This window comes from Bordetella sp., assembly GCF_051960075.1.
In the GTDB taxonomy this organism is placed as follows: Bacteria; Pseudomonadota; Gammaproteobacteria; order Burkholderiales; family Burkholderiaceae_B; genus Bordetella.
Window position 1 is genome coordinate 1 of sequence record NZ_JBQCER010000097.1, and the last position, 22,605, is coordinate 22,605.

22 protein-coding genes are annotated in these 22,605 nt (G+C 65.9%); 15 read left to right on the forward strand and 7 right to left on the reverse strand.

Features of this window, described 5'->3' with window-relative positions; all coding sequences use genetic code 11:
* The 4 genes from ACTHJ1_RS16960 to rsmB all read right to left on the reverse strand — a co-directional run.
* Positions 1-618 (reverse strand): response regulator (locus ACTHJ1_RS16960; protein ID WP_440194808.1); only part of this gene is annotated, 618 nt, incomplete at its 3' end.
* 93 nt (positions 619-711) lie between these two features.
* A complete protein-coding gene (locus ACTHJ1_RS16965) occupies positions 712-2,949 on the reverse strand; it encodes an ATP-binding protein (protein WP_440194811.1) in 2,238 nt (745 codons plus the stop codon).
* Positions 2,946-3,563 carry a DUF4390 domain-containing protein gene (locus tag ACTHJ1_RS16970; protein ID WP_440194814.1) on the reverse strand — a complete coding sequence of 206 codons (618 nt, stop codon included), beginning with the start codon at positions 3,561-3,563 and terminating at the stop codon, positions 2,946-2,948. Before ACTHJ1_RS16970 ends, ACTHJ1_RS16965 begins: the two co-directional genes overlap by 4 nt.
* 19 nt (positions 3,564-3,582) lie before the next feature.
* A complete protein-coding gene (rsmB, locus tag ACTHJ1_RS16975) occupies positions 3,583-4,917 on the reverse strand; it encodes a 16S rRNA (cytosine(967)-C(5))-methyltransferase RsmB (RefSeq protein ID WP_440194817.1) in 1,335 nt (444 codons plus the stop codon).
* A 243-nt stretch (positions 4,918-5,160) separates the two neighbouring features.
* Between rsmB and rimO the strand changes: the two genes are divergently transcribed.
* From rimO to ACTHJ1_RS16995, 4 genes are read left to right on the forward strand one after another with little or no spacing between them, the layout of a single operon-like run.
* Positions 5,161-6,489 carry a 30S ribosomal protein S12 methylthiotransferase RimO gene (rimO, locus tag ACTHJ1_RS16980; protein WP_440194819.1) on the forward strand — a complete coding sequence of 443 codons (1,329 nt, stop codon included), beginning with the start codon at positions 5,161-5,163 and terminating at the stop codon, positions 6,487-6,489.
* Positions 6,490-6,495: 6 nt separating this feature from the next.
* Positions 6,496-7,080, forward strand: a complete 585-nt coding sequence (locus ACTHJ1_RS16985) for a TIGR00730 family Rossman fold protein (protein ID WP_440194822.1) — start codon at positions 6,496-6,498, stop codon at positions 7,078-7,080.
* A gap of 2 nt (positions 7,081-7,082) precedes the next feature.
* Positions 7,083-7,658, forward strand: a complete 576-nt coding sequence (locus ACTHJ1_RS16990; RefSeq protein ID WP_440194825.1) for a hypothetical protein — start codon at positions 7,083-7,085, stop codon at positions 7,656-7,658.
* A gap of 22 nt (positions 7,659-7,680) precedes the next feature.
* Positions 7,681-8,307 (forward strand): pyridoxamine 5'-phosphate oxidase family protein, encoded by a 627-nt coding sequence (locus ACTHJ1_RS16995; RefSeq protein ID WP_440194828.1) that lies wholly within the window; start codon positions 7,681-7,683, stop codon positions 8,305-8,307.
* 27 nt (positions 8,308-8,334) lie between these two features.
* Here ACTHJ1_RS16995 and fmt read toward each other — a convergent pair whose 3' ends face one another.
* Complete coding sequence (gene fmt, locus ACTHJ1_RS17000) at positions 8,335-9,267, reverse strand: methionyl-tRNA formyltransferase (protein WP_440194831.1); 933 nt, start codon at positions 9,265-9,267, stop codon at positions 8,335-8,337.
* A gap of 111 nt (positions 9,268-9,378) precedes the next feature.
* Between fmt and ACTHJ1_RS17005 the strand changes: the two genes are divergently transcribed.
* From ACTHJ1_RS17005 to ACTHJ1_RS17015, 3 genes are all read left to right on the forward strand, one after another.
* Positions 9,379-10,230 carry an AraC family transcriptional regulator gene (locus ACTHJ1_RS17005; protein ID WP_440194834.1) on the forward strand — a complete coding sequence of 284 codons (852 nt, stop codon included), beginning with the start codon at positions 9,379-9,381 and terminating at the stop codon, positions 10,228-10,230.
* A 60-nt stretch (positions 10,231-10,290) separates the two neighbouring features.
* On the forward strand, positions 10,291-11,001 hold the full coding sequence (locus tag ACTHJ1_RS17010) for a helix-turn-helix transcriptional regulator (RefSeq protein WP_440194837.1): 711 nt from the start codon (positions 10,291-10,293) through the stop codon (positions 10,999-11,001).
* 69 nt (positions 11,002-11,070) lie between these two features.
* Positions 11,071-11,439 (forward strand): VOC family protein, encoded by a 369-nt coding sequence (locus tag ACTHJ1_RS17015; RefSeq protein ID WP_440194840.1) that lies wholly within the window; start codon positions 11,071-11,073, stop codon positions 11,437-11,439.
* A gap of 76 nt (positions 11,440-11,515) precedes the next feature.
* Here ACTHJ1_RS17015 and def read toward each other — a convergent pair whose 3' ends face one another.
* On the reverse strand, positions 11,516-12,028 hold the full coding sequence (def, locus tag ACTHJ1_RS17020) for a peptide deformylase (RefSeq protein WP_440194841.1): 513 nt from the start codon (positions 12,026-12,028) through the stop codon (positions 11,516-11,518).
* 211 nt (positions 12,029-12,239) lie between these two features.
* Between def and dprA the strand changes: the two genes are divergently transcribed.
* Positions 12,240-13,361 carry a DNA-processing protein DprA gene (gene dprA / locus ACTHJ1_RS17025; protein WP_440194844.1) on the forward strand — a complete coding sequence of 374 codons (1,122 nt, stop codon included), beginning with the start codon at positions 12,240-12,242 and terminating at the stop codon, positions 13,359-13,361.
* Between the two features lie 108 nt (positions 13,362-13,469).
* The gene (locus tag ACTHJ1_RS17030; protein ID WP_440194847.1) at positions 13,470-14,378 is read left to right on the forward strand and encodes a hydroxymethylglutaryl-CoA lyase; all 909 of its coding nucleotides are present in this window, start codon (positions 13,470-13,472) and stop codon (positions 14,376-14,378) included.
* Between the two features lie 83 nt (positions 14,379-14,461).
* On the opposite strand, the gene ACTHJ1_RS17035 is transcribed toward ACTHJ1_RS17030, so the two are convergent.
* A complete protein-coding gene (locus ACTHJ1_RS17035; RefSeq protein WP_440194958.1) occupies positions 14,462-15,700 on the reverse strand; it encodes a PLP-dependent aminotransferase family protein in 1,239 nt (412 codons plus the stop codon).
* A 109-nt stretch (positions 15,701-15,809) separates the two neighbouring features.
* On the opposite strand from ACTHJ1_RS17035, the gene ACTHJ1_RS17040 reads away from it, so the two are divergent.
* The 6 genes from ACTHJ1_RS17040 to ACTHJ1_RS17065 all read left to right on the forward strand — a co-directional run bounded on the left by ACTHJ1_RS17040 (position 15,810) and on the right by ACTHJ1_RS17065 (position 22,603).
* Positions 15,810-16,544 (forward strand): YggS family pyridoxal phosphate-dependent enzyme, encoded by a 735-nt coding sequence (locus ACTHJ1_RS17040; protein WP_440194961.1) that lies wholly within the window; start codon positions 15,810-15,812, stop codon positions 16,542-16,544.
* Positions 16,545-16,645: 101 nt separating this feature from the next.
* The gene (gene pap, locus ACTHJ1_RS17045) at positions 16,646-18,118 is read left to right on the forward strand and encodes a polyphosphate:AMP phosphotransferase (RefSeq protein ID WP_440194964.1); all 1,473 of its coding nucleotides are present in this window, start codon (positions 16,646-16,648) and stop codon (positions 18,116-18,118) included.
* Positions 18,119-18,162: 44 nt separating this feature from the next.
* Positions 18,163-18,924, forward strand: coding sequence for a 5'-methylthioadenosine/adenosylhomocysteine nucleosidase (locus tag ACTHJ1_RS17050; protein WP_440194967.1), 762 nt, complete (start codon positions 18,163-18,165; stop codon positions 18,922-18,924).
* A 16-nt stretch (positions 18,925-18,940) separates the two neighbouring features.
* Positions 18,941-19,684 (forward strand): uracil-DNA glycosylase, encoded by a 744-nt coding sequence (locus ACTHJ1_RS17055; RefSeq protein ID WP_440194850.1) that lies wholly within the window; start codon positions 18,941-18,943, stop codon positions 19,682-19,684.
* A gap of 138 nt (positions 19,685-19,822) precedes the next feature.
* Entirely contained in the window at positions 19,823-21,454 is a 1,632-nt protein-coding gene (locus tag ACTHJ1_RS17060) for an ABC transporter substrate-binding protein (RefSeq protein WP_440194853.1), read from the forward strand.
* Between the two features lie 135 nt (positions 21,455-21,589).
* Positions 21,590-22,603 carry an ABC transporter permease subunit gene (locus tag ACTHJ1_RS17065; RefSeq protein WP_440194856.1) on the forward strand — a complete coding sequence of 338 codons (1,014 nt, stop codon included), beginning with the start codon at positions 21,590-21,592 and terminating at the stop codon, positions 22,601-22,603.
* Positions 22,604-22,605: the final 2 nt, after the last annotated feature.

A 22,605-nucleotide genomic window follows, 5' to 3' on the forward strand; every position in this document is an offset into this window, starting at 1 on the left:
ACGTTCGGACACGCGCGTCATGCTGTGGCTTTCCCTGACCAGGTGGTATTCAAAGTAGATGCGCTCGAATTCGTCGCGCGCTTCGCGCAGCGGCTGGTCCAGCGAGATGCTGCCCAGCTGGCCGTTGGACGTGGCCGGCACATCGTTGGCGGACACGGCGGCCAGCGCGGCGGGCGGATCCAGTTCGTCTTCCAGCGCCACGATCGGGCTGGCGACGGCCGGATTGACGGCGGCGGGCGCCGCATGCGGCACGCGGCCACGCGCCAGGCCCGCGGCAACGGTCTTGAGCAGACGCTGCAGCGTAATGGGCTTTTCGAGGAAATCCATGGCGCCGATGCGCGTGGCTTCGACCGCCGTGTCGATGGTGGCATGGCCGCTCATCATGATGACGGGCATGTCGAGCAGGCCCTGCGAGCCCCACTCCTTGAGCAGGCTCACGCCATCGGTGTCGGGCATCCAGATGTCGAGCAAAACCAGGTCGGGACGCATGCGCAGACGCGCGGCGCGAGCCTGCGCGGCGTTTTCCGCGAGTTCGACCGTGTGTCCTTCGTCGTAAAGAATCTCGGACAGAAGTTCGCGTATGCCAACCTCGTCGTCGACCACCAGAATCCTGGCCATAAACCTCTCACCTATTGCGTGGCCGCATTATCGCTCTTTTTTGCCGCGGAGCCGCCCCTGGCCGAAAAAACCCGGAGCGGCAAGCTCGTTCTTTCAGGCCGGGTCGGCTGCCAGACGGGTCAGCAATATGGACACCCGGGCTCCGCCTTCCTTGCGATTGGCAAGATCGATGCGGCCGCCATGCTCGTCGATGATCTTGCGCACGATGGCCAATCCTAACCCAGTTCCGTGCGCCTTGGTCGTCACATAAGGCTCAAAGGCCCGCTGCGCCACCTGGGCCGCGAAGCCCGGGCCGTTGTCGGCCACGATGAAGCGCACCGCGCGCTCGCCTTGGGCACGGCCTTCGACCAATTGCGTCGACACCATTACCCGCCCGGCCTCGCCGCGTTCGGCCACTGCATCGCGGGCATTGGACAGCAGGTTGTGGATGACCTGGCGCAGCTGCGTCGGATCGCCTTCGATATCGGGCAGGTCGGGCTCCAGATGCACGTCCAGGTTGAGCGCGCGCGGGCCTTCGCTGCTGCCCGCATCCCAGCCGTAAAGCGCCAGCACGTCGGACACCAGGCTGTTAAAGCCTATGCGCTGCATTACCGCCGGCGGCGTGCGGGCGTATTCGCGAAAATCGTCCACCATCTTCTTCAACGATCCTACCTGGTTGACGATGGTATTGGTGGAGCGCGCAAGCATCTGCGCGTCGGTCGGCTCGAGTTTGTCGGTCAGCTTCATGGCCAGTCGTTCGGCCGAAAGCTGGATGGGCGTGAGCGGGTTCTCGATTTCGTGCGCCAGGCGCCGCGCCACTTCGCCCCAGGCCACAGTGCGGCTGGCCGAGATGACCTCGGTGATGTCGTCGAACACCACCAGATAGCCGTTGCCCCGGTCGTCCACGTGCAAGTGGCTGCCGCGCGCCAGCAGAATCGTCGCCTCGCCCTGCGCGCGCTTGAGCTCGAACTGCTGCTGCCAGTGCGTGCGCTCCGAGCCCACGGCGGCATGTTCGGAAAAAGCCTGACGTATGAGATTGGCGAACTCGAGCATGTTGTCGACCGTTTCGAGCGGCCGACCTATCACCGAACGCAGGTCGGCCTGCAGAATGGTCTGCGCCCCCTGGTTGATCGTGGTCACGCGAAAGCCTTCGTCGAAGACCAGCACGCCGGACGACAAATTGGCCAGCACGCTTTCCAGATAGACATTGGAGCGCTCCAGCTGCAGGCGGTTGCTTTCGACCATGCGACGCGCCTCGTCGAGCTGGCGCGTCATGGCGTTGAACGAACGCGTGAGCTGACCGACCTCGTCGCGCTCGGGCGGCTCGGGCAGAGGCCGGTAATCGCCCACGCTCACCGCCTGCGTGCCTGCCGCCAGGCGCAGAAGAGGCCGCACCAGGCGCTTGGACAACGACAGCGCCACCGCGATGGAAGCCAGCATGGCCAACAGCAGCGCCAGGGTCAACGTGATGCCGTAGAGTTTGCGCAAGCCCAATCGCGACAGCGCCAGTTCCTGGTAGTCGCTGAAGCCCCGCTGCACGCGGTTGGCATTGCGGGCGAGCTGCTCGGGCACCGGCTGCACCAGCTGCAGCCAGCGCGTCTCGTTGACCGTGCCCAGAAGATTGCCGTCAAAACGCTCCGGCGAGATCAGCGGAACCACCACCCGCAGCGTCAGCGTGCTTTCCCCGCCCGGGGACGCCGGATCGGAAGCCTCGGCGGCCGAATAGCCGCCCGTCAGCTTGATCTGGTTCATCACGGTCGATGGCGGCATGGCCGGCAACAGCTGGCCGTACTGGTTGGTAGAGAAGGCCACCAGCCGGCCGCTGCTGGTGAACACCATCGTTTCCTGCACGCCGCTGTTCTCGCGCAAGCGGGTCAAGGCCTGCGCAATGTCGTTGTCGCTGAGATTGTTCAGGCCGCTGGCCATGGTGCGCGCCCGCGCGCTCAAGTCGGCAAGTTGCGTGTCGAGCACCGCGCGGCCCAGGTTCAGGCCGGCATCGAGCGCGGTGTCGACCCGCACGTTGAACCAGGACTCGATCGAGCGAGACAGAAATTGCACCGACAAGGTGTAGATCAGCGCTCCCGGCACCACGCCGATCAGGGCGAAGGCCAGCGAGAAGCGCGCCGTAAGCCGGGCGCCGAACTGGCGGCGGCGGATCTGGCGAACCAGCTTGCTGGTCAGGCCTATCACCCAGACCAGCAGGGCCAGCGCGAAGATGCCGTTGAGCAGCAGCAGCGCATCGTAATAATGCGCGAAACGCGAGGCGTTGCCGGTGGACCAGGCCAGAAGGCCCAGCAGAGACAGGCCGCTCAATGCGCCGATGATGAGGACGAAGCGCGAAAACCGGCTCATCGTGCGGGCCGCGCCAAAGAAAAGGTAAAGCCGGTCCAGGGCGTGGCGGGAGACCAGGAGCTGCTGTTCAAGGCATTGACCTGAAGCGGCCGCGTCAGCATGGACGTATCGAGCCGCACGCGCAGCTGGCCCGAATACTTCACGTCGGACTCGAATTGATCGGCGGCGCCGACCGGCCAATTGCGGATGTGCCGCACCAGATCCATGGCGTCGTCGAGCGAGGCCACCGGCAGCGACAGCGCGCCCGTGCCCGCCCGCCATTGGCGCGTCAGCGCGTTGTAGACGATGCGCCAGGTCAGCGAAGTGTTGACCACGGTATGGTCGAACCACCACCAGCGCGAGCGCTTGATGACCAGGTCGGCGGTGAAGAACAGCGGCACCCCGCGCTGCGCGGCGTCGCGCAGCTGATCGTTGAGGGCGAAGTTCACGTCGGCATCGAGTTCGATCCGGCCGTTGCGCACGACCGGGTCGATGCGTTCGATGCGCGGATCGCCGGCGTTGGCGTTAGCGGCTCGGGCGGCTTGCCCGCTCATGATGCCGAACAGGGAAGTTGCCAACAGGAAGGCCAGAAAACCGCGCGAAATCGCCAAAAAAAGAGAAGCGCGTAGTGTCATGTCACCTATTCTTGGCGATTCATCCCTGCTTGGCAAACAAGGCGTAGAAAAATCCGTCATGCTGGGCTGCGGGTGTTGCGCCGATGGCAACGGGCAGCAGCTGGCCCGGCGCGGGCAGGCGCCGCGCGTCGGGATGACGGGCCTGGAATGCCAGCGCCTGGGCCTCGCCTTCGGCCGGAAAAATCGAGCACGTGACATACAGCAGCAACCCGCCCGGCGCCACGGTGCGCCATAAGGCATCCGAGATATCGGCCTGCAATCTGGCCGTGCGCGCCACGTCCTCGGCCCGGCGCAGCCAGCGTATGTCGGGATGGCGGCGCACGATACCCGAGGCCGTGCAGGGCACGTCGGCCAGCACGGCGTCGAAAGGACGGCCATCCCACCAGGCATCCGGGTCTGCGGCGTCGGCCTGGCGCAGCGCCACGCGCGGCGTGCGCAATTGCAGGCGGTCCAGGTTCTGCGCCACCCGCTCCAGGCGCGCGGCGTCCACGTCCAGCGCCAGCAGATCCAGATCGGCCAGTTCCAGCAGATGCGCCGTCTTGCCGCCGGGCGCGGCGCAGGCGTCCAGCACCCGCATGCCGTCGCGCGGCGCGAGCAGCGGTGCGGCCCGCTGCGCGCCCGTGTCCTGCACCGACCACCAGCCCTGCGCGAATCCCGGCAACTGAGTCACCGGCCTGGGCACGGCGAGAACCAACCCTACATCGCCGGCCGGATCGGCTGCGATGCCTTCCGCCTGAAAAGCCTCCAGCACCTGCTCGCGCGTCGCGCGGCGCCGGTTGACTCGCAGCGCAAGCGGCGCGGGCACGTTGGCCGCCTCGAGCAGCTCGGTCCACTGCTCGGGATAGTCGGCCCGCAGCCGGTCGATCCACCAGGGCTGGTGATTCCAGCGCGCGCGCGGCAGGTCGGCGACGGCCCGGTCCAGGGCCTCCTGCTCGCGCAGGAAACGGCGCAGGCAGGCGTTGAGCAGCCCTTTGTACGGCGCCAGCTTGCGCTCGTCCGCGGCGGCTTGCACGGCCTGGTTCACCACCGTATGCGGCGCATAGGACGGCATGCCGGGCAGGGATTCGACGACGGGCTTGAGCAGCGTGAGCGCAGCGCGAAGCAGCGCAGACAGACGCGCCCCGGGCGATTTCTTGAGCAGCAGACCGGCGATCTCGTCGGCCCAGCCCAACTGGCGCATGGCATGAAAGCCCAGGGCTTGCGTGCCCGGCCGCAGCGCGGCGTCGGTTCGGGCCAGTACGTCGGTCAGCGAACGGCCCTGCTGCACGGCGAGGATGGCGTCGGCTGCCGCCAGCAACAGCGCCGACAGGGGTGGCTGGGCGGAGAAAGAGACGGTTGTTGCGGCGTGTGGCATAGCGGCATTGAACCATGCGCGTCCGCGCTCACGCCCGACTTAAACGATATTAATTATTATTAGTAAACTTTTGCCATGTCTGCTGCTGAATCGCCGCCGGCGAGAACAGGGGATGGGGTAGCTTCATCGCGGCCGCGTGGCTGACGATGGCCGCCCCCTGAAAGCCTGCAAGCCGCATCTGCGCAGCGCCGGAGCCTGCTCCGGCCCGCAGTACAATAAAGCCTTGTCAGGAAACCGTTTTTTATGCCTAACGCCACTGCGCCCAAAGTGGGCTTCGTCTCCCTCGGCTGCCCCAAAGCCCTGGTCGACTCCGAACGCATTCTCACCCAGCTGCGCACCGAGGGCTATCAGATCAGCCCCAGCTACGACGACGCCGACGTCGTCGTGGTCAACACCTGCGGCTTCATCGACAGCGCCAAGGCCGAATCGCTCGACGCCATCGGCGAGGCCATTGCCGAGAACGGCAAGGTCATCGTCACCGGCTGCATGGGCGTGGAAGAGTCCGTCATCCGCAACGTGCATCCCAGCGTGCTGGCCGTGACCGGCCCGCAGCAGTACGAACAGGTGGTGCGCGCCGTGCACGACGCCGCCCCGCCCAGACAGGACCACAATCCGCTGATCGATCTGGTGCCGCCGCAGGGCGTCAAGCTCACGCCGCGCCACTACGCCTATCTGAAGATTTCGGAAGGCTGCAATCACCGCTGCAGCTTCTGCATCATCCCCTCGATGCGCGGCGACCTGGTCAGCAGGCCGGTGGGCGACGTGCTGAACGAAGCCGAACGCCTGGTCAAGGCCGGCGTGAAAGAGCTGCTGGTGATCTCGCAAGACACCAGCGCCTACGGCGTCGATCTCAAGTACCGCAGCGGCTTCTGGAACGGCCGTCCCGTCAAGACGCGCATGACCGAGCTCTGCGGCGCGCTGTCCGAACTGGGCGTGTGGACGCGCCTGCATTATGTCTATCCCTATCCGCACGTGGACGAAGTCATCCCGATGATGGCCGAGGGCAAGATCCTGCCCTACCTGGACATCCCCTTCCAGCACGCCAGCCCGCGCGTGCTCAAGGCCATGAAGCGGCCGGCATTCGAAGACAAGACCATGGCGCGCATCAAGCAGTGGCGCGAGGCCTGCCCCGAACTCACCATCCGCTCGACCTTCATCGTCGGCTTTCCCGGCGAAACCGAAGACGATTTCCAATACCTGCTGGACTGGATGACCGAAGCCCAGCTCGACCGCGTGGGCTGCTTCCAGTATTCGCCGGTCGAAGGCGCGCCGGCCAATGCGCTGGGCGAGCACGTGCCCGACGAAGTCAAGCAGGAACGCTGGGAACGCTTCATGGAGCACCAGCAGGCCATCTCGGCAGCGCGCCTCTCGGCCAAGGTGGGCCGCGAGATCGACGTGCTGATCGACGGTCCCGACGAAGACGGCGACATCGTCGGCCGCTCCAGCGCCGACGCGCCCGAGATCGACGGCGTGGTGTACGTGGACAGCGACGATCCCCTGAAGGCCGGCGACCTGGTGCGCGTGCGGGTCACCGACGCCGACGAATACGATCTTTGGGGCGAAACGGTTTAATAAGAAATGGCCTTGAAAAACATCTGCGTCTACCTCGGCTCCAACACCGGCCGCACACCCGTCTACGTGGAAGAGGCTCGGGGCCTGGGCCGCGAGCTGGCGCGGCGCGACATCGGGCTGGTCTACGGCGGATCCAATGTCGGACTCATGGGTGTCCTGGCCGACGCCGCACTGGAAGAGGGCGGCCGCGTCGTCGGCATTCTGCCCGAACGCCTGAAAGCCAAGGAAGTGGCGCACCTGGGCCTGACCGAGCTGCACATCGTGCCCACCATGCATGAGCGCAAGCGCATGATGGCCGAGATGTCCGACGGATTCATCGCCCTGCCCGGCGGCGCCGGCACCCTCGAAGAAATCTTCGAGACCTGGACCTGGGCGCAACTGAGTTTTCACGCCAAACCCTGCGGCCTGCTCAATATTGCCGGCTATTACGACAAGCTCGCCGCCTTTCTCGATCACGCGGCACAAGAGCGTTTCATGCGCGAAGAGCACCGTGCCATGCTGATGATCGAGTCCAGCCCGGCGGCGCTCCTGGACCGCTACGCGGCCTATCAGCCTCCCACCGTCTCGAAATGGATCACCGAAGGCAAGTGATCATGCAGGATCAGATTCCGCGCGACACGGCCTCCGTCCTGCGCGACTATTTCCATGCCAAGGACGAGAACCGCCCCTGGTATATGGCGCGCGCCTTCGCGCCCGACGCCGTGCTGAAGATGGCGCTGCGCACGCAGGCCATCGCCTTTCCTCCCGAATCGCGCGGCCTGCAGGCCATCGCCGACACGCTGGCGCGCCGCTTCGGACAAGCCTACGACAACGTCTACACCTTCTATCTTTCGCGTCCCGCCGACGGCGCCGTGCTCGATGCCTACCGCTGCGACTGGGTCGTGGCGATGACCGAGAAGGCGTCGGGCCAGGCCCGCGTGGGTTGCGGCATCTACGACTGGACTTTCCGCCGCGAACCGCACCAGGCCGACAGTTTGGTCATCACCATCGAGACCATGCTGACCTTGCCGGCCAACGAGGCCGACATCATTCTCGACTGGATCACGCGGCTGCCCTACCCCTGGACCGACGCGCAGCGCATCGTCGCCACCGCGCCGGCCATCGAGGCCCTGGCGCCGGTGCTGCAGTGGATACGGCGCAACGAGCCGCATCCTTCGCTGACGGCCTGATCTTCCCGCCGCGACCGCAGCCATGTCCGACCAAGCGCCGCAACGCATCACCGACCTGGACACGCTGACTCAGCTCTATGGCAAGCCAGGCGGCGCGTCGCTCCTGAAAGAAGTGGACCACGTCCACCCGCATTACCGCGCCTTCATCGAGGCCGCGCCCTTCGCGGCGCTGGCCACCTCTTCGCCCGACGGCCTGGACGTGTCGCCGCGTGGCGACCCGGCCGGCTTTGTTCACGTCGAAGACGACAGGACGCTGATGATCCCGGACCGGCGCGGCAACAACCGCGTCGACAGCCTGCGCAACATCCTGGCCGATCCGCGCGTGGCGCTGCTCTTTCTGATCCCCGGCGTGAGCGAGACGCTGCGCGTGAACGGTCGCGCCGAAATCCGCGTGGAGCCCGCCCTGCTCGAGCGCTTCGCCGTGAACGGCAAGCTGCCGCGCTCGGTGCTCGTCATTCACGTGGAAACCGTGTTCTTCCAGTGCTCGCGCGCCGTCGTGCGCTCGGGACTGTGGGACGCCTCCAGTCAGATAGCGCGCGCCCGATTGCCCAGCAACGGCACCATGCTGGCCGACTTCAGCAACGGGACGTTCGACGGCGAGACTTACGACCGCGAGCTGCAAGCGCGAGTGAAAAGCACGCTGTATTGAGTCGAAGCGCCTCGACGCCCGAAGAACTCAACCGGGCTGCCAGCCGCGCACGAACACGTCCACCGGCTGGCGCTTGCCGCCCGCCTTCTGCAGTTCCAGCAAGCGCAGCACGCCGTTGCCTGTGGCGATGTCTATGCCCTGCTCGGCCGCGCTCAACACGCTGCCCGGCTCGCCCGCGCCTCCCGGCAAAGCCTGCGCCTTCCACACTTTCACGGGATCGATCAGGCCCGGCAAGCGTATCGTCGCCCCCGGCACCGGGTTGAACGCGCGCACGCGGCGCGCCAGCAGGTCGGCGGCCTGCGTGCAATCGAGTGCGGCTTCGGCCTTGTCCAGTTTGGCGGCATAGGTCACGCCGTCTTCCGGTTGGCGGCGCGGCGTCAATTGCGCCAGCGTGGCCAGCGCCTGGACGATGGCAAGACCGCCTTCTTCGGCCAGCATGTCGTGCAGCTCGGCCGCCGTCTGCTGCTCCCCGATGGGCACCGTGCGTTCGAGCAGCATGTCGCCCGTGTCCAGGCCTTCGTCCATCTGCATGACGGTCACGCCCGTCTGCGCGTCGCCCGCTTCGATGGCGCGCTGGATCGGCGCCGCGCCGCGCCAGCGCGGCAGCAGGCTGGCGTGGATGTTCAGGCAGCCCAGCCGCGGCAGCCGCAGCGTCCACGCGGGCAGGATCAGGCCGTAGGCGGCCACCACCATCGCATCCGGCGCCGCTTGCTCGAGCAAGGCCCGCGCGGCCTCGGCTTCGTCGGGATACTTGCCGTCCAGCCTCAGGCTGCGCGGCTGCGCCACCTTGATGCCGGCATCGAGCGCGGCCTGTTTGACCGGGCTGGGCGTGAGCTTGAGCCCGCGGCCCGCGGGGCGGTCGGGCTGCGTGAGCACCAGCGCAATCTCGTGCCCCGCGGCCAGCAGGGCCTGCAGGGCGACACGGGCGAAATCGGGGGTTCCGGCGAAGACAAGGCGCATGGCACGAAAAAATAAAGCGTGAAAACGCTATTGTCCCTCATCGAGCAAGAACGGCTAGGCGCGCGTCCGCGCCATCGGCGACCATAGCGCAGCTCGTACAACACACAGACCATGCACGATTACGCGAAACGCTTCGAAGCCGTCCTGGCTCACATCGGCGACAACCTCGCAGGCGACCTGTCGGTGGAAACGCTGGCCCGCCTCGCGAACTTCTCGAAGTTCCATTTTCACAGGCAATTCGCCGCCTACGTCGGCATGCCGGTCTCGCGCTACGTGCAGCTCATGCGTTTGCAAGTGTCCGCCCGCCGATTGGCTGCGCGCGAGCCCTATCCGGTATTGGATGCGGCGTTGGACGCGGGCTTCGACAGTCCGGAGGCCTTCAGCCGCGCGTTCAAGCGCGCGTTCGGCCTGTCGCCCAGCGCATTTCGGCGGCGCCCGAGCTGGCACGTCTGGAGCGCGAACTTCGTCGTTCCCTATCTTTCAAGGAAACTCACCATGCAAGTGCAAATCGTCGATTTCTCCGAGACCCGCGTCGCCGCGCTCGAACACATCGGGCCGCCCGGCCTGGTCAACGCAAGCGTGCAAAAATTCATCGCCTGGCGCAAACACAGCGGGCAATCTTCCGTGTCTTCGAGCCGCACCTTCGGCATTCCGCACAACAATCCCGACACGACACCCGAGGATGAATTCCGCTTCGACATCTGCGGCGAGATCGCCGAAACGGTCGCGCCCAACGACTACGGCGTGCGCGAGATCGTCATTCCCGGCGGCCGCTGCGCCGTGGTCCGGCATACGGGGTCGACCGACCATATCGGCGAGACGATCTACCCGATCTACCGCGACTGGCTGCCTTCGAGCGGAGAGGAATTGCGGGATCACCCCTTGTTCTTCCATTATGTGAGCGTTTGCCTCGAAGCCTCGCCGGACGAGTGGCAGACCGACATCTACATTCCCCTGGCATAAAAATTTGCAAGATGCCGCTCTCTTACGCCGGCTGCCTCGCGCCGAAGGCCTGAAACCCTTATGTCCCGCACGCGCCGCCTGCTCGACCTGATCCAGATTCTGCGCAGCCACCGGTTTCCCGTCGCCGGCGAACGCCTGGCCGAGCAGCTCGGCGTGAGCCTGCGCACGCTCTACCGGGACATTCGCACCCTGCAGGAACAAGGCGCCCACATTGACGGCGCGCCGGGGCTGGGCTATCTGCTGCGGCCCGGCTTCATGCTGCCGCCATTGATGTTCTCGGAAGAAGAGATCGAAGCCCTCGTGCTGGGAACCCGCTGGGTGGCCAAGCGGGCAGACGCGAAGCTGGGATCGGCGGCGCGCGAGGCTCTGCAGAAAATCGCCGCGGTGCTGCCCAAGGACTTGCGCGATACGCTCGATGCCTCGGCGCTGCTGATCGGCCCCGGGCCCGGCATCGCGGCGGGCAGCATCGAGCTGGCGCAGCTGCGCCAGGCCCTGCGCACGGAGCGCAAGATCGTCATCGACTATCGCAGCCTGGGCGGCGCGGAATCGAAACGCGTCGTATGGCCGTGCGCGCTGGGTTATTTCGACCAGGCCCTGGTGCTCGTGGCCTGGTGCGAACTGCGCGAGGCGTTTCGTCACTTCCGCACGGACCACATCGCCGCGATGGAAATCCTGCCGCAGCGCTATCCCCGGCGCCGCCAGGCGCTGCTCAAGGCCTGGCGCGAACAGCAGGACATGGGCTTAAGCAATCACGCTGCTGACAAAAACTGACAGCAGCGTGACCTAGCATGACATTCGAGGCATTCGTCCGCCTCGCCCTTTTTTCCGGAGCACACTTCCATGCGCGACCCGAACTACTGCCTTCTGTACGTGAACGACCCTGCCGCCAGCGCGAATTTCTACGCGGGCCTGCTCGGCAGGCGCCCTGTCGACGCCTCGCCGACGTTCGCGCTGTTCGCCCTCGAATCCGGCATCATGCTGGGCCTGTGGTCCCGTCATTCGGCCGAGCCCGCGGTCAGTGTCACGGGCGGCGGCGGCGAACTGGCGTTTCCGGTCGACAGCGATGCCGACGTCGACGCCGTCTACACCGATTGGAGCGCCCGGCGCCTGCCCATTGCACAGACGCCCACCCGCATGGATTTCGGCTACACCTTCGTCGCCACGGATCCCGACGGTCATCGCCTGCGCGTGTTCTCGCCGGCGCCGTAAAGACGTCAAGGCCGCAGACTGCGGCCTTGACGGAATATCTCGGGCAAATAGGCCGGAGCCGAAACGGCCCTGCGCTTTATGCCTTGGCCAGCTCGCGCTCGGCCTTTTTCATCTTGGTCTTGATGCGGTTTTGCTTGAGCGGCGAGAGATATTCGACGAAGACCTTGCCGTCGAGGTGATCCATCTCGTGCTGCACGCAAACGGCCAGCAGGCCTTCGGCTTCCATTTCGTAGGGCTGGCCTTTTTCGTCCAGCGCCTTGAAGCGGATGCGCTCGGAGCGCTCGACTTCGTCGTAGATGCCGGGCACCGACAGGCAGCCTTCTTCGAAGGTCTTGATGGTCTCGCTCTTCCAGGTGATCTCGGGGTTGATCAGCACCATCAGGTCGCGGCCTTCTTCCGACACGTCGATCACGATGACGCGCTCGTGCACGTCGACCTGCGTGGCGGCCAGGCCCACGCCGGGGGCTTCGTACATGGTGTCGGCCATGTCGCGCACCAGCTTGCGGATGCGGTCGTCCACCACCTGAACCGGCTTGGCTTTTTTGTGCAAGCGGACATCGGGATAGCGGAGAATGGAAAGCAGGGCCATGATGAAAAGCGGAAAATGTCGAAAACTTTCAAGGCTCTATGATAGTCGATTAGTGCATTGATTTCTAATCGCTTTTTCCTAATTCCGGGATAGCGCGAGGCGATGCGCGCGCCGTCGCTTCTGTCGCAAACCCGTCACGCCAGCGACGAAGGCCGCGGCCCGCTCATGCGACACTAGCCCGCTGTTCCTCTCCATTCCCGCCGGCGCGCCCATGCCGCTCACGCAACCCCACGACGAACTTTCCGCCTGGCTGCGCCTGACGCTCGAGCCCGACCTGGGCCCGTCGCTGGCCTACGCCCTGCTCTCCGCCCTGGGCGAACCCGCGCAAATCTACGCCCGCCGGGCCGCCGAGCTGATGCGGCACGTCCCGCAGAGCCTGGCCTTGCAGCTCGCGTCCGAACCGCCCGCCGAGATCGCCGAAAAAATCGAGGCCACGCTGCGCTGGGTCGACGAGCCGGGCCGGCACATACTCACGCTGGCCGATCCCGCCTACCCTCAGCAGTTACTCACCATCGCCGACCCGCCGCTACTGCTCTATGTGGCAGGCGACCCCGCGCAGTTGTCCAAACCCGGCCTGGCCGTGGTGGGCGCGCGCAGCGCCACGCCCGGCGGCGAGGAAAACGCCCGCGCCTTCTCGCGCCACCTGTCTGCACAGGGCTGGAGCGTGGTCAGCGGCCTGGCCTTGGGCATAGACGGCGCCGCGCACGAAGGCGCGCTGGCCGCCGGCCCCGAAGGCGCGGGCACCACGGCGGTGATGGGCACCGGCATCGACCGCATCTACCCGGCTGCGCATCGCGATCTGGCACACCGCATCGCCGCGCACGGCGCCCTGATCAGCGAGCTCCCGCTGGGCACTCCGGTCCGGGCCTTCAACTTCCCGCGCCGCAACCGCCTGGTGGCCGGTCTGGCGCGCGGCGTGCTGGTGGTCGAGGCCGCCAAGCAGAGCGGCTCGCTCATCACTGCCCGCCTGGCTGCCGAAAGCGGCCGCGAAGTGTTCGCCATTCCCGGCTCGATTCACTCGCCGCTGTCGCGCGGCTGCCATGCCCTGATCCGGCAGGGAGCCAAGCTGGTCGAAACCGCGCAGGACATCACGGATGAGCTGGGACTGCCCGCGCCCGACGTGCGGCCCGCGGCGGAAAAGACGACGCAGGCGCCCATCGCCCCCGAACCCCCGCTGCTCCGCGCCCTGGGCCACGATCCCGTGCATCTGGATGCCCTGCAGGCCCGCACCGGCCTGGATACCGCCACGCTGCAGGCGCAGCTGCTGGAGCTGGAGCTGGCCGGGCATATCGCGCGGCTGGACGACGGGCGGTTTCAGCGGCTGGGCTCCTGAAAATCACGACGCACCGAACCCGACGATGGCGTGTGGGCTTCGTTCGCGGCTCAGACCGCTTTGCGCTATCGTTGAATCAACAATCCATCATCCGCTCCGGAGCCGAAAATGTCCCTGCCAGCTCGCGTGAAACTTGTCGAGGTCGCGCCGCGCGACGGCTTGCAAAACGAGAAAAACTTCATTCCCACCGCGATCAAGATCGAACTGGTCGAGCGGTTGGCCGATGCCGGTTTTCCCAACGTCGAGGCGGCGTCCTTCGTCTCGCCCAAGTGGGTGCCGCAAATGGCCGACGGCGCGCAAGTCATGGCGGGCATACGGCGCAAGCCGGGCACGATCTATTCGGTGCTCACGCCCAACATGAAGGGTTTCGAGGGCGCGCTGGCGGCGCGCGCCGACGAAGTGGTGATCTTCGGCGCCGCCAGCGAAGCCTTCTCGCAGCGGAACATCAACTGCTCGATCGCCGAATCCATCGCGCGTTTCGAACCCGTGGCGCAGGCGGCCAAATCCGCCGGCATGCGGCTGCGCGGCAGCATCAGCTGCGCACTGGGCTGTCCATACCAGGGCGAGGTGCCCGTGGAGTCGGTGGTGGACGTGGCGCAGCGCTTCCTGGCGCTGGGCTGTGACGAGATCGACGTGGCCGACACCATCGGCGTGGGCACGCCGCTGCTCACCCGCAAGGTCATGAGCGCCGTCACCGCCAAGGTCGATCCGGCGCGTGTCTCGGGCCACTTCCACGACACCTACGGCCAGGCGCTGGCCAACATCCTGGCATCGCTGGAAACCGGCATCTCGATCTTCCACGCCTCGGTTTCGGGCCTGGGCGGCTGCCCCTATGCCAAAGGCGCCACCGGCAACGTGGCCACCGAAGACGTGGTCTACATGCTGCGCGGCCTGGGCATCGAAACCGGCGTGAACTTCGACGCGCTGGTCGACATCGGCCAGTGGATCTCCGGCCATCTGGACCGCAAAGGCGGCAGCCGCGCCGGCAACGCCACGGCTGCCAAGCGGGCGGCGTAGCCGCGCATTCAGCCGGGCGCAACGGCCGCAGAAAACAAGGCCGCGCAGTTTGCGCGGCCTTGTGCATCGCGCTTTGCGTGCCGTCAAACGAGCGACACCGCCACCGGCTCGCCGGCCTCGCACGCCTCGAGCGCTCGGGCCAGCCGCTCGACGCCCAGCGTCAACCGCGCGTCGTCGACGGTGACGAAGGACAGACGCATGGCATGCAAATCGACATGCCGCGCCGGATCGAGATAGAAGCCTTGTCCCGGCACGAAGACCACTTCTTTCTCGATCGCATAGGGCAAAAGACGCGTGGCGTCGATCTCGCCGGTCAGGCGAACCCAGAAGAACATGCCGCCCTCGGGCTTGACGTAGCTGACCCGGTCTCCCAATGTGTCGGTCAGCGCACGGTCCAGCGCGTCGCAGCGCACGCCGTACGCCGCGCGGATGCGCGGCACGTGCTCGTGATAGCGGCCGCCCGTGATGTATTGCGCGGCGATTTCCTGGATCCACACCGGATTGGACATGTCATCGGCGGCCTTGGCGCTGACGCAGCGGCGGCGGATCTCGGCCGGTGCGATCAGCCAGCCCACGCGCATGCCGGGCGCCATGGTCTTGGACAGGGTGGAGGTGTACGCCACCCACGGACGCGATTGCGCGTCGGCCAGGGCCATGATGGGCGGCACCTTCTCGCCGCAATAGCGCAGTTCGCCGTAAGGATCGTCTTCGATCAAAAGGAAGCGGTGCTTGACCGCCAATTGCAGCAGCCTGAGACGATTTTCGCGGCTGACGGTGGCACCGCCCGGATTGGAGAACGAGGCCACCACCGAAACGATCTTGGGTTTGAGACGCGCAGCCATGTCGTCCAGCGCATCGACATCCACGCCCGCCGACGTGACAGGCACGCCGTGCACCTGGGCGCCGGTGTAGCGGAAAGCCTGGACGGTATTGGGAAACGCCGGATCCTCGACGATGACGTTGTCGCCCTGCGCAAGCAGCACGCGCGACAACAGCGCCATACCGTGCTGAGCGCCGCCCGTGACCAGGATCTCGTCGGGCGCGCAGGCGATGCCGCGCTCGCCGCAAAGCCCGATGAGGGCCGTGATCAGGCTGGCCTGGCCCTCAACGTTGGCGTACTGCAGATAGCCGCGCAGGTTGGGCATGATTCGATCGGACGCTTCCCGCAAGCCTTCGACGTCGAAGAGCTCTGGCGCCGGATAGCCCCCCGACAGCGATACGGTGCCCGGCCGCGACGCGTAGGGCGCCAGCGAACGGATGGGGGGAATGTAGATTTCCTTGAACGGATCGGCAAAGGCGTAATTCGGCGCAGCGGACATGATGGCGAGCGGGGTGGAAGAAACCCGTAGGATAATGATCCGGTTCCCGTTTGGCCGCAACACGCAGCGCCCCGTGCCGCCTATCCGTTTTCATATGCCGCTTTTCAATCCGATGACCGACGCCACGCTCATGCTCTCTCCCGACGACACGCTCGCCTCGCGCCTGGCGGCCATCCGCGCGCGCATGGCCGCCGCCTGCGCGCGGGCCGGCCGGCCGGCCGACGACGTGACGCTGCTGCCGGTGAGCAAGACCTTCGGCGTCGATCTCATCCGAGAGGCGGCCGGCCTGGGCCTGACCCGTTTCGGCGAAAACAAGACGCAGGAGATCCGCCAGAAAGCCGGCCCCTTGGCCGACCTGGGCCTGCAATGGGTGCTGATCGGCCATCTGCAGACCAACAAGGCCAAGGAAGCCGCGCGCTACGCCGCCGAAGTGCAGTCGCTCGATCGCCTGGAATTGGCCGAAGCGCTGCAGCGCCGCCTCGATCTGGAAGGCCGCGCCATCGACGCGCTGGTACAGATCAAGACCTCGTCCGAGGCCAGCAAATCGGGCCTGGCGCCCGCCGAGCTACCCGCCTTTCTGCGCGCGGTGGCCCGCGACTATCCGGCTTTGCGCATCAAAGGCTTGATGACGCTGGCCGTCAATTCCGAAGACCCGCAAGCCGTACGCGCGTGCTTTCGCCAACTGCGCGACCTGCGCGATCAGGTGCAGGGCGAAGGCATCGCCAACATCGATCTGCGCCGCCTCTCCATGGGCATGAGCGGCGATTTCGAACTCGCCATCGAAGAGGGCTCGACCGAAATCAGAGTGGGCAGCGCCCTGTTCGGCGCGCGCCGCTATTCTGCGTAAATCACCGCATGCCGGGCATGTTCATGCCGCTGCGGCCGGAACTTGCGCGCCTGCGCATAATGCCGGAACATCGCCGCATGACCAATCCAGGGGCGCCGGCCATGTTCGAAGAAGCGGAATCAGACCCGATACTCGCCAAAAAGACTTTCGATCTCCGGGAACCGCGCCTGCGCACCGCGCTGCTGAACGCGCAGTACCAGTTGCTGAACCGAGCGGACCGGATGCTGCTCGTCGTCGTGGCCGGCATCGCCGGCTCCGGCAAGGGCAACACCATCAATCTGATGAACGAGTGGATGGACCCGCGCCACATCCACACCCTGGCTTTCGGCGCACCCACGCCTGAAGAAGCACAGTATCCCCCGTACTGGCGCTACTGGAACGCGCTGCCCGCCAAAGGCCGCATCGGCATCGTATTCGGCTCCTGGTATGCGCCGCTCTTGAAAGAAGCCGCGCGCAAACGACCCGATGCGGAGCGCATAGGCAAAGAGGTCGAGCACATACGCCGCTTCGAGGCCGAGCTCGCCGCCAACGGCGTGCAGATCGTCAAACTCTGGTATCACCTGTCCGCCGCGGCACAGGCCGAGCGCACCCGGGTCTTGCTGTCCAGCCCCGAAACCGCCTGGCAGGTCGTGCCCGAAGACCTCAAGGTGCCAAAAAAATACGACCGCCTGCGCGATGCCGGCATCGCCGCAATCGAGCGCACCGACCTGCCCCACGCCCCCTGGACCATCGTGCCCAGCGCCGATGCGCAACTGCGCCATCTGCGCACGGCCGAGACGCTGCTGGCGGCGCTGCGCCGGCGCCAGGCGCCCCGCCCGGCGCGCGCCCGCGCCCTCGCGGCGGACAGGCCCGCACGCATCGCCGATCGCCTCGGCGAGCTCGATTACAACGCCAGCATCGCCAAGAACGACTACGAAATCGAGCTGGGTCTCATGCAGGGCCGGTTGGCGCGGGCCACGCGTTCGGCCAAATTCCATGCCGGTCGTTCGATGGTGCTGGTCTTCGAAGGCCAGGACGCCGCCGGCAAGGGCGGCGCCATCCGGCGCGTCACCCGCGCGCTGGATGCCCGGCAGTACGACATCACGCCGATCTCGGCGCCCGACACCGTGGAAACGGCGCATCCGTATCTGTGGCGTTTCTGGCGCCACGTGCCTACGCCGGGGCGCGTCGCCATCTTCGACCGCAGCTGGTACGGCCGCGTGCTGGTCGAGCGCGTGGAAGGCTACGCCGCGCCGGCCGATTGGGGCCGCGCCTATGACGAAATCAACGACTTCGAAGCGCAACTGGCCGACAACGGCGCCATCGTGCTCAAGTTCTGGCTGGCCGTCTCCCGGGGCGTACAGCTTGCGCGCTTCAAGGAGCGCGAACACTCGCCTTTCAAGAACTTCAAGATCACCCCCGACGACTGGCGCAACCGCAAGCACTGGAAAGACTATGTGCAGGCGGCCAACGAAATGCTGGCTCGCACCAATACGCCGGCCGCGCCCTGGCATTTGATATCGGCCGACGACAAGCGCTATGCTCGCCTCCAGGTATTGCGCCACATCGTCGAAACCGTCGAGGCGCGCCTGTGATTTTCAAATAAGGTGTTCTGCTTTACCTTGCCCAGGAGTCCATCATCAAAACCCTAGGCATCCTCGCGGCTCTTGCCGAAGAAGTCAGCGCTTTGCTGAATGAAATGGGCCCCACCGCCCACACGCAGCGCATCGGCATGCGCGACTACCATCACGGCGTGCTGTACGGCCAACCCTGCGTGATCGCGCTCACGCGGGTGGGCAAAGTGGCGGCGGCGGCCACCACCGCCACGCTGCTGCGCCAGTTTCAGGTCGAGCGCGTGGTGTTCACCGGCGTGGCCGGCGGCATCGCCGAAAACGTGCAAGTGGGCGACGTGGTGATCGGCAGCGCGCTGGCGCAGCACGATCTGGACGCACGGCCCTTCTTTCCTCGCTTCGAAGTGCCCTTGCTGCATACAGACCGTTTCGCCACCTCGGATGCGCTCTCGGCCCTGCTGCTGCGCTGCGCTGCCGAATTTCTGGCAGAGCAGCCCGCCGCGCCGGCTGCGCACCTGGGCCTGATCGCCACCGGCGACCAGTTCCTCAACAGCGCCGAGGCCGTGGCTCGGCTGCGCGCCGATATGCCCGACGCGCTTTGCGTGGAAATGGAAGGCGCGGCCGTGGCACAGGTGTGCCACGAATTCGGCGTGCCCTGCGCTGTGATGCGCACCGTGTCTGACCGGGCCGACGACGACTCGCACATCGACTTCCCCCTCTTTTTGCGCGAAGTGGCCAGCGTGTACTCGGCGGGCATACTGCGCCGCTTCCTGGCCGCTCTGCCCAGGCTGACCCAGGCCGAAGAAGCCTTCAACACCCCATCGACCTGAAACGCTTTCTCACCTCATGCTTTTTACCGACGCCGAGATTTCCGGCAATCGCCTGCAACCGGGCGCCCTGGCCGCCGACATCGAAACCCTGCACGCGCCCTGGCGCGCCTGCCTGCAGGAGGCGGCCGCCGCGCAGGCGCTGCAAACCGTCGCCACCTTCGTCGAAGGGCGCCTGGCCGACGGCGCCACCGTCTATCCGTCGCGCCCCTTGCGCGCGCTGCATTCGCTGCTGCCCTCGCAAGTGCGCGTGGTGATCCTGGGGCAAGACCCTTATCACGGCCCCGGCCAGGCCCAGGGCCTGGCTTTTTCCGTGCCCGATGCCTGCCCCACGCCGCGCAGCCTGCGCAATATCCAGAAAGAAATCGCCCGCGACACACCGCAGGCACGCATCGCGGGCAACGACCTCACCCCCTGGACAGCCCAGGGCGTGCTGCTCCTGAACACCTCGCTCACCGTCGAGGACGGCCAGGCCGGCGCGCATGCCAGACGCGGCTGGGAGGCCGTGACCGACGCGCTGATCAACGCCGTGGCGGCCGAGCCGCACCCCAAGGTCTTCATGCTCTGGGGCGGACATGCGCAGGCCAAGGAGGCGCAACTGCCCGCAGGCGGACCGCGCCTGGTGCTCAAAGCCAACCATCCTTCGCCCCTGTCGGCCAGCCGGCCGCCCATCCCCTTTCTAGGCTGCGGACATTTCAGCCAGGCCAATGCCTGGCTCCTGGCGCAAGGCCTGCCGGCCATCGATTGGTCGATGGGTACGTAGAAATACGTCCCCAATAAGCTTCTTCGCATAAATTAATGGGGACTCAACACTGGGATTAACCACCTGTGACGGCGCCTGGGGGTCTTGTAAAATCGCGCCCACGCCCGGCCCTGCCCGGGTCTGAACAGGAGAAAAAACATGAAGAAAAACAACCTATTGCGCGCCGTGCGATTGTCTTCGCTCGCCGCTGCAGTAGCCGTATCCATGGCTGGCTTCTCGCTCGCGCACGCGTCCGGCATCCCCAACAAGACGCTGGTCTATTGCTCGGAAGGCAGCCCCGCGGGCTTCGATCCGGCGCAATACACCACGGGTACGGACTTCACCGCCAACACCTTCACCGTCTACAACCGCCTGGTCGAATTCGAGCGCGGCAGCACCAAGGTCGAGCCGGGCCTGGCCACCTCCTGGGACGTCTCGCCCGACGGCAAGACCTACACCTTCCACCTGCGCAAGGGCGTCAAGTTCCAGACCACCTCGTACTTCAAGCCCACGCGCGACTTCAACGCCGACGACGTGGTGTTCACCTTCGAGCGCATGCTCGATCCGAACAATGCCTTCCGCAAGGCCTACCCGGTGTCGTTCCCGTACTTCACCGACATGGGCATGGACAAGCTGATCGCCAAGGTCGTCAAGGTCGACGACCACACCGTCCAGTTCGTGCTCAACCAGCCCAACGCGCCGTTCATTCAGAACATGGCGATGGAATTCGCCTCGATCCTCTCGGCCGAATACGCCGACCATCTGCTCAAGACCGGCAAGGCTTCGGACATCAACCAGTATCCGCTGGGCACCGGCCCCTTCATCTTCAAGAGCTACACCAAGGACGCCACGATCCGCTTCGACGGCAATCCCAACTACTGGAAGCCAGGCGCGGTCAAACTGTCCAAGCTGATCTTCTCGATCACCCCCGACGCCAACGTGCGCGTGCAGAAGCTCAAGCAGAACGAATGCCAGGTGATGGTCTACCCCCGCCCGGCCGACATCGCTCCGCTCAAGGCCGACCCGAACATCGCGATGCCCTCGCAACCGGGCTTCAACCTGGGCTACGTGTCGTACAACACCACGCACAAGCCGCTGGACAACGTCGACGTGCGCCAGGCGCTGGACATGGCCATCAACAAAAAGGCGATCATCGAGTCGGTGTATCAGGGCGCGGGCCAGCTCGCGACCAACCCGATGCCGCCCACGCAGTGGTCCTACGACAAGAACCTGAAGGCCAATCCGCACGACATCGCCAAGGCCAAGGCGCTGCTGGCCAAGGCCGGCCTGCCCAACGGTTTCGAGCTTACGCTCTGGGCCATGCCGGTGCAGCGTCCTTACAACCCGAACGCGCGCCTGATGGCCGAAATGATCCAGTCCGACTGGGCCAAGATCGGCGTGAAGGCCAAGATCGTCACGTATGAATGGGGCGAGTACATCAAGCGCGCCCACGCCGGCGAAGACGATTCGATGATGATCGGCTGGACGGGCGACAACGGCGATCCGGACAACTGGCTCGGCACGCTGCTCGGCTGCGAAGCCGTCAACGGCAGCAACTTCGGCAAGTGGTGCTACAAGCCCTTCGACGATCTGATCCAGAAGGGCCGCACGACCTCCGATCAGGCGCAGCGCACGAAGTACTACACGCAAGCGCAGGAGATCTTCGCGCAGCAACTGCCGTATTCGCCCATCGCCCACTCGACCGTGTATCAGCCGACCCGCAAAAACGTGGTCGACATGCGCATCGAGCCGCTCGGCTATGTGCGCTTCGACGGCGTCAGCATGAAGTAACGCCTGACGCGTAGTTCCTGCCTTCCGCCCGGCCGACCGCTCGTCGGAACGCCGGCCGGACCAGGTCCGGCGACCGAGGCCCCGCGCCTCTGTCGCCGGTTATGTTTCATTGTCTAGTTTTTCGGGGGAACAGACATGTTCCGCTTTGTTTTGCGCCGTATCGGCATGGTGATACCCACGTTCATCGGTATCACGATCCTGGCGTTCGCACTCATACACCTGATCCCGGGCGACCCCATCGAAGTGATGATGGGCGAGCGCGGGGTCGATCCGGCCATGCACGCGGCCGCCATGCATCGCCTGGGGCTGGACGAGCCGCTGCCGATGCAGTACCTGCACTACGTCGAGCACGCGCTGCAAGGCAATCTGGGCACATCGATCATCACCAACACCAGCGTGATGAGCGAATTCATGGCCCGCTTCCCCGCCACCGTCGAGCTTTCGCTGTGCGCGCTCATCTTCGCGCTGGTGGTCGGCCTACCCGCGGGCATCTTCGCCGCGCTCAAGCGCGGCACCGCTGTCGACCACGGCGTCATGGGCACCGCGCTCACCGGCTATTCCATGCCGATCTTCTGGTGGGGCCTGATCCTGATCATGCTCTTTTCCTCCAAACTGGGGTGGACCCCGGTCTCGGGCCGCATCGCGGTCGAGTTCGACATCCCGCACGTCACCGGCTTCATGCTGATCGACTCGCTGCTGCCCGGCACCGACCCCGGCTCGTTCACTTCCGCGGTCTCGCACCTGATCCTGCCGTCCATCGTGCTGGGCACGATCCCCCTGGCGGTGATCGCGCGCATGACCCGCTCTTCGATGCTCGAAGTGCTGCGCGAGGACTACATCCGCACCGCCCGCGCCAAAGGCCTGTCGCCCGTGCGCGTGATCGTCGCGCACGCGCTGCGCAACGCCCTGATCCCGGTGGTCACCGTGATCGGCCTGCAGGTGGGCACGTTGCTGGCCGGCGCCGTCCTGACCGAGACCATCTTTTCCTGGCCCGGTGTGGGCAAGTGGCTCATCGACGCCATCAACCGCCGCGACTACCCCGTGGTGCAGGGCGGCATCCTCATGATCGCCTCGCTGGTGATCGTCGTGAACCTGGTCGTCGATCTGCTGTACGGCGTGCTCAACCCCCGCATCCGTCATACAAGGTAAGC